Annotated in this window: 10 protein-coding genes and 1 tRNA gene; 9 read left to right on the forward strand and 2 right to left on the reverse strand. The window is 40.1% G+C overall.

Annotation, left to right across the window (positions count from 1 at the left end):
* Window positions 1-54: 54 nt before the first annotated feature.
* The 8 genes from GD630_RS09620 to GD630_RS09655 all read left to right on the forward strand — a co-directional run bounded on the left by GD630_RS09620 (window position 55) and on the right by GD630_RS09655 (window position 10,123).
* Window positions 55-1,902 carry a sensor histidine kinase gene (locus GD630_RS09620; RefSeq protein WP_143866572.1) on the forward strand — a complete coding sequence of 616 codons (1,848 nt, stop codon included), beginning with the start codon at window positions 55-57 and terminating at the stop codon, window positions 1,900-1,902.
* A complete protein-coding gene (locus tag GD630_RS09625; RefSeq protein WP_143866574.1) occupies window positions 1,899-3,857 on the forward strand; it encodes a tetratricopeptide repeat-containing sensor histidine kinase in 1,959 nt (652 codons plus the stop codon). Before GD630_RS09620 ends, GD630_RS09625 begins: the two co-directional genes overlap by 4 nt.
* Before the next feature lie 39 nt (window positions 3,858-3,896).
* Window positions 3,897-5,219 (forward strand): MATE family efflux transporter, encoded by a 1,323-nt coding sequence (locus tag GD630_RS09630; RefSeq protein ID WP_007765678.1) that lies wholly within the window; start codon window positions 3,897-3,899, stop codon window positions 5,217-5,219.
* Window positions 5,220-5,276: 57 nt separating this feature from the next.
* The gene (gene ffh / locus GD630_RS09635; protein WP_007755762.1) at window positions 5,277-6,599 is read left to right on the forward strand and encodes a signal recognition particle protein; all 1,323 of its coding nucleotides are present in this window, start codon (window positions 5,277-5,279) and stop codon (window positions 6,597-6,599) included.
* A 24-nt stretch (window positions 6,600-6,623) separates the two neighbouring features.
* Complete coding sequence (folD, locus tag GD630_RS09640) at window positions 6,624-7,505, forward strand: bifunctional methylenetetrahydrofolate dehydrogenase/methenyltetrahydrofolate cyclohydrolase FolD (protein WP_007765672.1); 882 nt, start codon at window positions 6,624-6,626, stop codon at window positions 7,503-7,505.
* Complete coding sequence (locus GD630_RS09645) at window positions 7,502-8,656, forward strand: CapA family protein (RefSeq protein WP_143866576.1); 1,155 nt, start codon at window positions 7,502-7,504, stop codon at window positions 8,654-8,656. Before folD ends, GD630_RS09645 begins: the two co-directional genes overlap by 4 nt.
* Window positions 8,657-8,721: 65 nt before the next feature.
* Window positions 8,722-8,795: transfer RNA gene (locus GD630_RS09650), tRNA-His, on the forward strand.
* Window positions 8,796-9,406: 611 nt separating this feature from the next.
* Window positions 9,407-10,123: a DUF169 domain-containing protein gene (locus tag GD630_RS09655; RefSeq protein WP_143866578.1), complete on the forward strand. Its 717-nt coding sequence runs from the start codon at window positions 9,407-9,409 to the stop codon at window positions 10,121-10,123.
* A gap of 7 nt (window positions 10,124-10,130) precedes the next feature.
* Here the strand turns inward: GD630_RS09655 and GD630_RS09660 are convergent, their stop codons facing one another.
* Together GD630_RS09660 and GD630_RS09665 are read right to left on the reverse strand one after the other, a co-directional pair.
* The gene (locus GD630_RS09660; protein ID WP_143866579.1) at window positions 10,131-10,934 is read right to left on the reverse strand and encodes a TrmH family RNA methyltransferase; all 804 of its coding nucleotides are present in this window, start codon (window positions 10,932-10,934) and stop codon (window positions 10,131-10,133) included.
* Window positions 10,935-10,940: 6 nt separating this feature from the next.
* Window positions 10,941-11,975, reverse strand: coding sequence for an alcohol dehydrogenase (locus GD630_RS09665; RefSeq protein ID WP_394368257.1), 1,035 nt, complete (start codon window positions 11,973-11,975; stop codon window positions 10,941-10,943).
* A 249-nt stretch (window positions 11,976-12,224) separates the two neighbouring features.
* Between GD630_RS09665 and GD630_RS09670 the strand changes: the two genes are divergently transcribed.
* Complete coding sequence (locus GD630_RS09670; protein WP_143866582.1) at window positions 12,225-15,002, forward strand: AAA domain-containing protein; 2,778 nt, start codon at window positions 12,225-12,227, stop codon at window positions 15,000-15,002.
* Window positions 15,003-15,071: the final 69 nt, after the last annotated feature.

Genomic DNA, 15,071 nt, shown 5'->3' on the forward strand with positions numbered 1-15,071 from the left:
CGCTCTTTTTATTTCTTTTGCAGATGAACTAACGAGCAAGCAGCTAATTATTAAGTGAATAAGCACAAACATCATATCATAGCAGTAGCTGTAGCCATTTTTATATCGGTTACCCTATATTCAGCACACACCAACCAAGAGCGCCTGTTTCTGCTAAAACCATTATTCAAATACAATACACCATTCAGTACCGAGATTTCTACCGACAGTATCACTGTATGGGAGAAACTACTGGAACCCGAATTAGAAGAACAACAACATTATTCACTTTTATTCCAACTAAAACTACTGACTGTCCGGGCATTGATTACAGAAGGTCATTTCAGTTTGGCCATAGACAAAGCGAACTCGATGTATCAAAAAGCGAAAGAGATGAGTTACCCACTAGGAACAGCACTTTCGCTGCAAGCAATCGGAAATACTTACTTAAATTCATCAACGCCTTTAGCGGCAATCGAATCTTATAAAGAAGCATTAGAGATCATCTCCAAAGTACCTGATGCAAACCAATATGCCAAGACGATTTTAACTTGTATTATTCTGACAAAGCTTAAATTCCGGCAAATGACAAATATAGAAGCAGATATCCAGCAATTGGAATCTCTTTCAAACAAAGACAAGAATCTAGGAGATGTTTTTTATCTTAATTATTGTCAGGCATTCTATAATATTCAGACGCATCACCTACCTGAAGCCCTTAATTATTTGCAACAAACCGAGTCTATAAACCGACAATGCCAACATTCCTATTTCTTTTTAATGATTGAATATCTGTATGCTTGTTACTATACCGAATCAAAAGAATACGCTAAAGCATTAAATATATTCGATACGATTTTATCACACACTCAAACAGCCGGTTCATACAAATCTCTTCTCATACTACAAGAACGAGCTCAGTTACTGGCATTGATGGGAAAGAATGAAGAGGCATGCCAAGCCTACGAATCCCTTAACACACTCAAAGACTCGTTGGATACAACGAATTATATCCGGCAAATCAATGCGCTTCATGCTCTTTACCAAATTGATAAAAATGAACTGGACAACCTAAACAGGCAAAAAACAATTCTCTATTGGAGTTGGCTCATGATCTCGTGTATTGTTATACTTATTATATTATTCATCATTTCGATTAAACGAAGTAACAAAAAGTTGCAGCAATCACAGCAAGAACTGGAAATAGCCAGGAAACAAGAAGAGAACTCTATCCGTGCCAAAAGTCTTTTTTTATCTAATATGAGCCATGAAATCCGTACTCCACTCAACGCACTTTCCGGTTTCTCTTCTATTTTAACAGAAGAAACTATCGATAATGAAACCCGGCAACAATGCAGCGATATCATCTTACAAAATTCCGAATTGCTACTTAAACTGATCAATGATGTTATTGATCTGTCTAATCTTGAGGTAGGTAAAATGGCATTCAACTACGAACAATGTGACGCAGTGGCAATATGTAGGAATGTAATCGATATGGTTGAAAAGATTAAGCAAACAAATGCAGAAGTACGTTTCTCCTCTATCCTTCAATCACTCCAACTGACCACAGACAATGCCAGATTACAACAACTATTAATCAATCTGCTCATAAACGCTACAAAATTCACTCCGCAAGGAACTATCACATTGGAGCTAGAAAAACAGACAGAAGATACAGCACTATTCTCTGTAACTGATACAGGCTGCGGAATTCCCAAAGATCACCAAAACAAGATATTCAACCGCTTTGAAAAACTAGACGAGAATGCACAAGGCACAGGACTCGGCCTATCCATCTGCCAACTCATTATCGAACAACTAGGTGGCAAAATATGGATTGACCCGGATTACAATCAAGGAGCACGCTTTCTGTTCACACATCCCATTAACAAACAAGTAAGAAAGGAGGACATCGCATGAAACGAATAGCTCTCCTGCTTTTTGTGCTATGCTGTTCCCTGAACGGGAAAGCAAGCACCTACACTTCTGCATCTGACAGTTTGCTAAAAGTATTACAGACAATACCTCACGATACCATTCGTCTGAATATCATTAGCCAAATCATCAGAATAGAACAGAATAATAGCCGATGTATCCAATACGCAGATACATTAATGAAAGAAGCATTACTATTACACAACGATAAATACGCCGGAATGTCAGCTTATTATCACATCCTGTACTATTATAATCATAATGACCAAGACAGTGTAAGTAAATGGTTGAACATCATGCGACCTTACGTCAAGAAGTCCGAATTATGGGACTATTTCTTTGAAGCAAAACGCTTCCAGCTAAACTTATATACCAACAGCAGGCAATATGAACTTGCGATCAGTGAGGCCCAAAGAATGAAGCAGCAATCTATCCAAATAAATAATAAACGAGGTTTCATAGCCGCATACCAATGCCTAAGCAATGCTTATGTAGGTAGTCAGCGTTGGGACGAAGGTATTAAGGCATTGGAAGAGGCTTACCGGATGCTTACTGCAAAAGACCATCCCGTAGACCGGATTTCAGTACTGTCACAGTTAATATCAGTTACTAAAGCAAGGAAAGATAATCAAAAGCTGCTCAAATATATACAAGAACAAGAAAATATACTTCACAAGCATATTGCTGAGAATCCTTCTTTGAAAGAGGGATTTACTGATGTATATCTTTTCAATGAACTTTTTTACTGCTATTATTATCTGAATATCAACGCTCCCGAACAAGCATATTCTCATCTGATAAAATCTAAGGAATACTTAAATAAGAATACATATTTCACATACAGAATACTCTATTTCGATACACTCGCTCAATACAACCGAACTATAGGAAAGTATCAACAAGCCTTGAACTATATCGATACAACATTGACAATGCTGAAAAAGGATTTTCCCAACGACTATGCCGAACAGTTACTTGAAAAAGCAAGAATATGGAAACAGGTAGGGCAAAATGAGAAAGCTATCCTATTCTACGAACAGGCGTTGTCCCTAAAAGACTCTGTCACAACAGAACTTTCAAATACCCAAATGAAACAGATAAAAAAGAAATACAATATAGAAAAGAATGAATTGGAACAGGAAAAACGAAATAACAGAACCCAACTCCTATATCTAGTTTTTATATTCGTTATTCTGATTTTACTGTTTATTTTCATGGCAAGGCTCTTCGTGATACGCAAAGCTTTAAAACATTCGGAATACGAAATCAGGAAAGCTACGGAAACAGTGCGACAAACTAATGAAATGAAAAATCGCTTTTTATCAAAAATGAGCTATAATATCCGTATTCCGCTCAACAATGTAGTCGGTTTTTCACAACTCATTGCCTGCGAACCGAATATAGACAAGGAGGCAAGGCAGGAATACACTAATATCATACACCAAAGTTCGGAGAAATTAATGAAACTCGTCAATGACGTCCTCGATTTATCCCGACTAGAAGCTCAAATGATGAAATTTCAAGTACAAGATTATGATGTCATCGAACTATGTAAAGAGGTGTGTTATATAGCACGTGTACAAAATGAGCAAACAGGTATCAATGTCGATTTTTCTACCAAGATAGATAGTCCAATAATCATCCATACCGATACAAGACGACTAACACAGGCTTTACTCAGTGCATTGGTTTATCCGCAAGAGCATCGACAAGAGAGGTATATCCGCTTTATATTAAGCCGGGAAGAAGACGTATTACATTTCCAGATCTGCAATTCACCTTTGGCAGATCCTGCGTTTGTATCGCAAGAGACCATCATACGGCATGATATCAACCTGTTATTATTACAGCATTTCGGTGGAGATTACTTCGTTAATCAGGAAACTCCCGAAAATCCGGAAATAGTTTTCATCTACCCTATTAGTTCCGAATCGAAATAAAGCGTTATCTTTGCAAGATGTAAACTTAAACGCTTAATTATGTATACCAACAAACAAATTTGGAGTGTCAGTTACCCGATACTGCTAAGCTTGCTGGCACAAAATGTTATCAATGTCACTGATACGGCATTTCTCGGGCACGTAAGTGAAGTAGCACTCGGAGCTTCCGCAATGGGGGGATTGTTCTATATATGTGTATTCACCATTGCATTCGGATTCAGTACCGGTTCACAAATAGTTATTGCCCGGCGTAATGGCGAGGGACGTTATACAGATGTAGGTCCGGTTATGATTCAGGGAGTCATGTTCTTGTTTGCTATGGCATTGTTGCTGTTCGGCTTCACCAAAGCATTCGGAGGAGATATCATGCACTTGCTCGTTTCTTCCGAGTCCATTTACGAAGGGACAATGGAATTTCTGGACTGGCGTATCTATGGTTTCTTCTTCTCATTCGTCAACGTTATGTTCCGGGCGTTATATATCGGTATCACACGCACCAAAGTATTAACAATCAATGCTGTTGTCATGGCACTGACCAATGTGATATTAGATTATATGCTGATCTTCGGGAAGTTTGGTATGCCCGAAATGGGAATTAAAGGAGCTGCTATTGCATCCGTACTGGCAGAAGCCTCCTCTATTCTCTTCTTCCTCATCTACACATATATCACAGTCGACTTGAAAAAATACGGTCTGAATCGATTACGCACATTCGATCCGGCGTTATTGATGCGGATTCTGAGTATTTCCTGTTTCACAATGCTACAATACTTTCTGTCGATGGCCACTTGGTTCGTATTTTTCGTAGCCGTTGAACGATTGGGACAGCGGGAACTGGCTATCGCCAACATCGTCCGGAGTATTTATGTAGTATTGCTAATCCCAGTCAATGCGCTGGCAACCACGACCAATAGCCTTGTGAGCAATGCCATCGGTGCGGGAGGTATCCGATACGTAATGCCGCTCATCAACAAAATCGCCCGGTTCTCATTTTTCATTATGCTAGGACTGGTTGCATTATCAGCATTGTTCCCGCAGTTCCTGCTTTCCGTTTATACCAGTGAAAACGCACTCATTACAGAATCCGTACCTTCAGTATATGTCATCTGTTGCGCCATGCTGATTGCATCGGTAGCCAATGTCGTGTTCAATGGTATCTCAGGAACAGGAAATACACAAGCGGCTTTGTTGCTCGAAACGATCACAATAATCATCTACGGTTCATATATCATCTTCATTGGAATGTGGCTGAAAGCACCGATTGAAATCTGCTTTACAATTGAGATACTGTACTATACCTTACTGCTGATAACAAGTTATATTTACCTCAAAAAAGCAAAATGGCAGAATAAAAAGATATAAATACGAGAGATTTTTGTACATTTGCAGGCTCAAATATTAATTAGTAATTAAACAACTATGTTCGATAATTTAAGTGAAAGACTAGAACGGTCATTCAAGATTCTGAAAGGTGAAGGCAAAATCACCGAAATCAACGTAGCGGAGACGCTGAAAGACGTACGCAAGGCTCTTCTTGATGCCGACGTAAACTACAAAGTGGCAAAGAATTTCACTGATACGGTGAAAGAGAAAGCACTTGGTCAGAACGTGCTTACGGCAGTGAAACCGAGCCAGTTGATGGTGAAGATTGTGCACGACGAACTTACTCAGTTAATGGGAGGAGAGACAGCCGAGATTAATATTGATTCTCGCCCGGCAGTAATCCTGATGTCAGGTCTGCAAGGTTCGGGTAAGACTACTTTTTCCGGCAAATTGGCACGAATGCTGAAAAGTAAAAAGAATCGCAAACCGTTACTGGTAGCTTGTGACGTATATCGTCCGGCAGCTATCGAACAGTTACGCGTGTTGGCAGAACAAATAGAAGTACCGATGTACTGCGAACTGGACAGCAAAAATCCGGTAGAAATCGCACAGCACGCTATTCAGGAAGCTAAAGCTAAAGGATACGATCTCGTCATTGTCGATACCGCCGGACGTCTGGCAGTAGACGAACAAATGATGAACGAGATTGCAGCCATCAAAGAAGCAATCAACCCGAACGAAATTTTGTTCGTGGTAGACTCCATGACCGGTCAGGATGCAGTAAATACAGCCAAAGAATTTAACGATCGTCTAGACTTTAACGGTGTAGTACTGACCAAACTCGATGGTGACACACGTGGCGGTGCAGCTCTTTCCATCCGTTCGGTAGTCAATAAACCTATCAAATTCGTCGGTACAGGCGAAAAGTTGGACGCAATAGATCAGTTCCACCCAGCTCGTATGGCCGACCGTATTCTCGGTATGGGTGATATCGTATCACTGGTGGAACGTGCGCAAGAACAATATGACGAAGAAGAAGCTAAACGCTTGCAGAAGAAGATTGCAAAGAATCAATTTGACTTCAATGACTTCCTCAGCCAGATTGCCCAAATCAAGAAAATGGGTAACTTGAAAGATCTTGCTTCCATGATTCCGGGAGTAGGAAAAGCAATCAAAGATATCGATATTGACGATAATGCGTTCAAAAGTATCGAAGCTATCATTTACTCCATGACTCCGGCAGAGCGTTCCAACCCGGAAATATTGAACGGTTCACGTCGTACACGTATCGCCAAAGGTAGCGGAACGACCATTCAGGAAGTCAATCGCCTGCTGAAACAGTTTGACCAGACTCGCAAGATGATGAAGATGGTTACCAGCAGCAAAATGGGCAAAATGATGCCGAAGATGAAAAGATAACCCACCAATAAATACCTTGAAAATATGACACTGATAGATGGAAAAGCAATTTCCGAACAAGTGAAACAAGAAATTGCCGCTGAGGTAGCTGAAATTGTTGCACGCGGCGGTAAACGCCCGCACTTGGCAGCTATCCTCGTAGGGCACGACGGTGGCAGTGAAACATACGTAGCCGCCAAAGTAAAAGCCTGCGAAGTTTGTGGATTCAAATCTTCTCTTATTCGTTATGAGAGTGATGTGACTGAAGAAGAACTGCTGGCCAAAGTGCGTGAGCTGAATGAAGACAATGATGTAGACGGTTTTATCGTTCAGCTTCCGTTGCCGAAACATATCTCCGAACAGAAGGTAATCGAAACAATCGACTACCGTAAGGATGTGGACGGTTTTCATCCGATCAATGTAGGTCGTATGTCTATCGGACTTCCTTGCTATGTATCTGCCACCCCTAATGGTATTCTTGAATTACTGAAACGCTATCAGATAGAAACTTCGGGTAAAAAGTGCGTAGTTCTCGGACGTAGTAATATCGTAGGCAAACCAATGGCTGCATTAATGATGCAGAAAGCATATCCGGGAGATGCGACTGTTACCGTATGCCACAGCCGCAGCAAGGATCTGGTAAAAGAATGCCAAGAAGCCGATATCATTATCGCTGCTTTGGGACAACCTAATTTCGTAAAAGCCGAAATGGTGAAAGAAGGCGCGGTAGTAATCGACGTAGGTACCACCCGCGTACCGGATTCCACTAAAAAATCCGGGTTCAAACTGACAGGTGATGTTAAGTTCGACGAAGTGGCACCCAAATGCTCCTACATCACTCCGGTACCAGGTGGTGTCGGACCGATGACGATTGTATCGTTAATGAAAAATACACTTTTAGCCGGTAAGAAAGCCATCTATCAATGAGATACACATTGTTTTTGGTAATCATATTTCTCTCCTTGTCTTGCACTTCACGGTCGCAGACAAGGAGAGATTCTATTAATAACAACTCGCTTGACACACTCTCGGCTAGCAAAAGTTGCATACCTGCCGATACTCTCCGTCTTCTCTTTGTGGGAGACCTTATGCAACATCAGGGGCAGATCAATGCAGCACGAACCGCTAAAGGATATGACTATACTACCTGCTTCGAGTATGTTAAAGAGGAAATAGGGACAGCAGACCTCGCCATAGCAAATCTTGAGGTGACCTTAGGAGGAAAACCATACAAAGGTTATCCTGCTTTCAGTGCACCGGATGAGTTTCTCACCGCCATACACAATGCCGGATTTAATGTCCTTGTCACAGCCAACAATCATAGTCTTGACCGTGGCAAACCGGGATTGGAACGTACGATCCGCTTAATCGACTCCTTGTCCATTCCTCACGCCGGAACATATATAAATCCCGAAGAACGTGAAAAGAAATATCCGCTCATTCTTGAAAAAAAAGGATTCCGCATTGCTCTACTTAACTATACGTATGGCACGAACGGCATATACGTTACTCCTCCTAACATCGTCAATTATATTGATACCGCAATCATTGCCAAAGATATAGAAACAAGTAAAGTAATGAAACCGGATGCTATTATCGCCTGTATGCACTGGGGAATCGAATACCAGTCGTTACCGGATAAGGAACAGAAATTCCTTGCAGACTGGTTGATTCAAAAAGGAGTAAATCATGTGATCGGTTCCCACCCTCACGTTGTTCAACCAATTGAAGTTCGTGAAGACAGTGTGACAAATGATAAACATCTTGTAGTTTATTCATTGGGAAATTATATTTCCAATATGTCTGCACGTCACACAGATGGAGGACTTATGGTAAAGATGGAGTTGGTAAAAGACAGCATAACCCGTCTCAACAAATGTGAGTATAGTTTAGTATGGACTGCCCGACCTACACAATCAGGAAAGAAAAATCACCAATTACTCCCTGTCAACTTACCGACAGACTCCATTCCTGTAAATGCTCGTAACTCTCTGAAGATCTTCGTAAATGATACGCGATCCCTCTTCAGCAAGCACAATCGAGGAATAAAAGAATATACTTTTTACGAAAAAAAATAGTAGAATCTTTTGGAGATTAAAAGATAATATCTATCTTTGCACCGCGTTAGAGAAACGCAGATATGGTGGCTGTAGTTCAGTTGGTTAGAGCGTCAGATTGTGGTTCTGAATGTCGTGGGTTCGAGTCCCATCTGCCACCCAAGATAAGTCCTTATAAGTTAAATACTTATGAGGACTTTTTTTATTGATGGTAATCATTCAGAAGCCGAAATTAGGTTAAATCAGCACTATTGTTTCCTAATAGTTTCCTAATTTAAAATGAACTAATTAAGGGAGCAATCCGAAACTCCAGTTGTTTTCAATTTGTTTCTTTTGATTTGTTTTGAATTAAACAATGATAGCCTTCCTATTCTTATTGATTTCTATAGACATTCTTTTATAATCGATTCACTATTTAGACTCATTTCATTCGTTACTTTTACTTCGTATAACTATAGTATACTTTGCGTATGACTATAGTTGTACGCAAAGTATACTATAGTTACTCTTGCGGAAGACTATAGTCAAACGCAAAAAGAATAAGTAACGCGGCTAATCTGATTAGGCAGAAAAAGAAATAAAAATAGTATTTGGCTCCTTTCCGTACAGTATAGAGTTCAAACCGGTTTTTCGGACTGATCCAAATTAAGGCTCAGCAGATTCTTCGATAAAAACAAGTTGGAGTTCTTATCTCAATCTGTATTTTATTACAATACATGATGAAAATTGAAATTAAACTTATAACTTTGAAGAAAGTTAATGTGATACACCATGATACAGAAATTCTTGCAAACATATAAGGAGGCGTTCGGTAATGCAGTTCCACTTCCTGTCACTTTCGGATATAGCCATATACCTGTTACAGAGATAAATAAAATACCGCGTTGCATGATAGGTACCATTCGCAAAGTATGTGAAGGTGATTCACTGACTCTAAGTGCCGACAATGTACTGTGCGGTGGAGGAAGCCTGTACACTGCCTTTGCCCCTATGCAGGAAAGGCTACCCAAATTTGTGTCAGAAACGGAACACTACAAGCAGACTCCCGAACAAATCAAGAAATACATACATCGCTTAGACATCCACCTGACGGATAAGCCTTATTTGAATTTTGTCCGTATGGATAAACTATCCTCTCTTGATGAAGTGGAAGGTATTTTGTTTTTCGCCACACCTGATATACTTTCAGGCTTGTGTACATGGGCTTTTTACGACAACGATGCAGATGATGCTGTATGTACACGGTTCGCATCGGGATGTTGTAGCATTGTGACCTTTGCCATACAAGAAAACCGGAAGAATGGTCGAAGTTGCTTTATCGGTATGTTAGACCCGTCTGCACGTCCGTTGATACCGACAAATGAGCTTACCTTTGTTATACCAATACACCGTTTCCATGAAATGATGCAGACGATGGAACATTCCGCTTTGTTCCAAAAGGCATATTCCATAGTAAGAAAACGAATAAATGGAGAGATTGGGAAATGAAAAGAACTTATGGAACACGAAGTTGCCAAAAAGCTACAGCAGCCGCAGCAGCCACATTAAGTGAATCAACACCATACGACATCGGAATACGGACTACGTAATCAGCCTCCGCAATCGTTTCATGTGCGAGCCCATCCCCTTCACTACCCACCACAATAGCTAATTTAGGTTCAGCCATCAAGATAGGATCATCAATGGATACCGAATTATCTGTAAGTGCCATAGCAGCTGTACGAAAGCCCAAATTACTAAGATCAGAGAGAGAACCGTCCATCCATGTCCACGGAATACAGAAAACAGCTCCCATAGATACTCTGACCGCACGGCGGTTCAACGGATCACAAGAATTGCGCCTCAGCAATACAGCATCCATCCCTAATGCTGCCGCTGAACGAAAAATAGCACCAATATTAGTGGCATCAACAACGCCATCAATCACGACAATACGCCGGGCCTCATGACAGATTTCTTCCACCCTACGCAAAATAGGACGATGCATTGCACAAAGGACACCGCGCGTCAGAACATAACCAGTAAGCTTAGAAAGCAATTCCCTGCTACCAGTATAGACTGGTAAATCATTACCATATCGTTCTATTATATCAGAAGCATCACCAATAATATGTTTATGTTCACACAAAATTGCCAAAGGCTCATAACCAGCCTCTAAGGCCCTTTTGATAACCTTCGGACTTTCTACTATAAAAAGCCCTTTATCAAGTTCAATGTGATTACGCAACTGAGCTTCAGTGAGAGCACTGAATATCTCAACTCCAGGATAAGATAAAGATGATATTTCAATAATAGGCATAATAGATTATTTATAAATTGCTACTTTAATAACCCCATCCAACTTGTTCTCGAAAATGCGGTAAGCCTCCTCAATCTCATTCAATGGAAACCGATGTGTAATAAGAGGAGTAGTATCAATTTTACCTTCCTCAATCAGTGCAAGGATTTCGGCACAGTCGCAGCCATCCACTCCCCCTGTTTTGAAAATCAAATTCTTGCCATACATATCAGGTAAAGGAAGAAGCTGTGGATTATCATAGAGGGCTACAATCGTGACAATAGCATTAGGACGGGCACAATTCCAAGCCAAATGGAAGGAATCGTCACTCCCTGCCACTTCCAAAACAACATCTGCACCACCATGGTCACTGTTCTTGAGAACAAATTCCTTGCAGTTTTCCGGTTCAGTCACCAACACATCAGGATAATGCTCGTGGACAAACCGAATTCTTTCAGGAGACTTCTCACAGATAATAATGCGTTTTGGCTTCTTCAGCATCACACACAACAAAGTACAAATCCCGGTAGGTCCGGCACCGATGATAAGAACAGTATCTTCCTCGGTAATTTCCGAGATGCGTGCTGCCCAAAAACCTGTTGCAAGCACATCACCGACAAACAAAGCTTGTTCATCACTCACTGTATCCGGAATACGGTTCAAACCCTGATCCGCATAAGGAACTCTGACATATTCCGCCTGACCGCCATCTATTCGACAACCCAAAGCCCAACCGCCATTAGGATCAGTACAGTTATTCACATATCCATGCTTACAGAAAAAACACTCACCGCAGAAAGTTTCGACATTCACAGTCACCCTGTCACCAGGCTTCACCAAAGTGACATCAGCCCCTACTTGTTCTACCACACCTACCATCTCATGCCCGACAGTTATTCCGGGCACAGCACGCGGCACACTGCCATGTTTAATATGAAGATCACTGGTGCAGATGCTACCAAGTGTTACACGTACGATTGCATCCCGTGAATCCTTTATTTCCGGTCTCGCTTTCTCCTGCAATTCAAACTTTCCGTGTTCAATATATGTGTATGCAAGCATAATATCCTCCTCGTTCATTAATATATACCTTGCAAAGATAATGATTTCATTGGCAAAACAAATCTCTTTTATCACGTTCAATACTCCCAAACCGAATCTCACTCTATATTTATAACAATACAAAGCTGAATAAAGTCATTCACTGTTTTTTCTACTTCGGTTTTGATATTCTGGAAAATATTCTTACTTTTATATCCAAAATAATAAATAAAAACAGCAGCACGACTTATTATATTTACACACAAGCCTATGATAGATACTTCCGAAAATCTGATTATTATAAAAGGTCAAATCAAGACTCCTGAAATAGAAAGCTGCCAAAATCATAATGGCAACTATAAGGTAGTATTCCGGAATGTTCCCAGTGCGTATACTTACAAAGAAGAAAATGTTCTTTGGCTGACTGATCCGGACAAACCGGACCCCAATAATTATCAAATAATCAGTAAAGGGAGAACTTTATCAAACATTAAAGCCTTATCTATTTTTAAGGCCAGATCACACAACTATTGGCACATTCGTTTTCAGAATGGTAAAGAGTATGATTACAGAGAAAAGGACTTAGAAATTATCGAATCATGCTTGGGAGAGAGTCGTTCGAAAAGCATATTCGAATATTTGAAGAAAGTTGCCGATGCAAACGAATTGAAAGCTGATGACGGAACGAAGCTATTAGCAAAACAATATGAAAAAATTCATTTCATCGCAAACAACAGAGCTATTGCTGTATATCTGAATCCACAAAAATATAAAATGCGGACCCAGACTGCCTCAACCTTGATTTTTCCTTTCGGTTGTAATGCAAGCCAGCAAAAAGCAGTCCAGGCAGCTTTTGAAAATCAAATCAGCGTTGTGCAAGGACCTCCGGGAACCGGAAAGACACAAACGATTCTGAACATCATTGCCAATATCCTTGTGCGTGGTAAGACTGTTCAGGTAGTATCTAATAATAACTCCGCCATCGTCAATGTACTTGAGAAGTTATCCAAATACGATATGGGTTTCATTGTTGCATTGCTTGGCAGCACAGCTAACAAAGAGAAATTCATCGAGACTCAAGAAGAGGAAAAACAATATCCGGAGAACTTTGAGTCATGGCATGATGCGGATGCCAACCAACCTCAATTTCTCAATCAGATACATCATCAGACAGAAGAACTAAAAAGCATATTTTCCAAACAGGAACGCCTTGCCATGGCAAGACAGGAAATACAAGCTTTAAAAATAGAGTGGCAACATTATCTGCAAGAGTTCGGCACAAAAGAAATTACTCTCAAACAACGAAAGAGTTCCAGTTCGGCAGACCTTCTGAATTTATGGAATGAATGTCAGCAATTTGCAGAAAAAGAACAATCATCAAGTCTTCGGGGAATAGCAGCTCTTATTCAACGGTTGAAATGGTTATTCTTTAAATTCAGGAGCAAAGCGATTTGTAAAATCCCCGATAAAGGTTTTTATAAACGGGAGATGAGTTTGATTATCGCCGACTTCCAAATCTTATTCTACCAAACAAAGTATGCAGAACTGGAAGTTGAAATAGACACATTAGAAAAGGAACTTGCCAACAAAGATGCAGCAGAAATGGCTAGACAAATGGCTGATACATCAATGAAATATCTAAAGAATCAGTTATTTCACACCTATGGCAATAATCATGACAAACCCATCTTTACACTCCCTGATCTAAGAAATAATTGGCGAGAGGTACAAAAAGAATACCCTATTATATTAAGTACGACCTTTTCATCATTAAGCAGTCTACAGCGAGATGCTGTATATGATTATATCATTATGGACGAAGCGTCGCAGGTTTCCGTTGAAACCGGAGCTTTAGCCTTGTCATGTGCTAAAAATGCAATCATTGTCGGCGACACCATGCAACTCCCCAATGTAATCACAGAAGAAGATAAGGAAAAGCTAAACTTTATCGCTAATGCCTGCCTGATTAAGCCGGAATATGATTGTGCCAATATGAGTTTTTTGCAATCCATCTGCAAAGTTATTCCAAATGTACCGCAGACCTTGTTACGGGAACATTATCGATGCCATCCTCGAATCATCAACTTCTGCAATCAGAAATTCTATGGTGGAGATCTTGTCATCATGACACGTGATAAAGGAGAAGAGGATGTCATTTGTGCCATACGGACAGCCAAAGGTAACCATTCCCGCAGTCACATGAATCAACGGGAAATAGATGTTATCAAAGAGGAAGTACTACCGAATCTATCTTATGAAACAGATGAAATTGGCGTCATTGCTCCATATAACAAACAAGTAGATGCAGTAAAATCCGCACTTGAAGAGGATATTGATGTCGCAACAGTCCATAAATTTCAGGGAAGAGAAAAGGATGCTATCATTATGACCACTGTCGACGATGTCATCACTTCCTTTTCCGACGATCCCAACCTGCTCAATGTTGCTGTTTCGAGGGCTAAGTCACAATTTTATTTAGTCGTATCGGGAAACGAACAACCCAAAGACTGCAATATTAGCGATTTGATCGCTTATATCGAATATAACAATGGCACTGTTTCCACCAGTAAGATTCATTCTATATTCGATTACCTATATGAGCAATATACAGATGCACGAATTGCCTATTTGAAGAAGCATAAAAAAATATCCGAATACGATTCCGAGAATCTTACATTTGCCTTACTTGAAGATATCCTGAAAGAAAATATCAATATGCGTCATTTGAATATCATTTGCCATTTACCACTCTATATGTTGATTCAGGATTATTCTCTATTGAATGAAGAGGAAAGCAAATATGCTGCAAATATAAACACTCATATTGATTTTCTGATTTATAATCGTGTGAGTAAACAACCGGTATTGGCTATTGAGACGGATGGTTATACATTCCACAAATCAGGGACAAGTCAGTCTGAACGTGATATTAAAAAGGATCGTATCTTAGAGTTGTACGGAATTCCGTTGGTGAGATTGTCTACCATCGGTAGTAATGAGAAGAAAATTATTGGAGATAAGTTAAGCGAAGTATTAAACTTGCATTAGAATGCTCATTGCAAATCATTTTTTTGTTAGAATAGGAGTTCCTACATATTCTAACAACCAAAAGAATAA

It is taken from the genome of Bacteroides zhangwenhongii (assembly GCF_009193325.2).
GTDB lineage: Bacteria > Bacteroidota > Bacteroidia > Bacteroidales > Bacteroidaceae > Bacteroides > Bacteroides zhangwenhongii.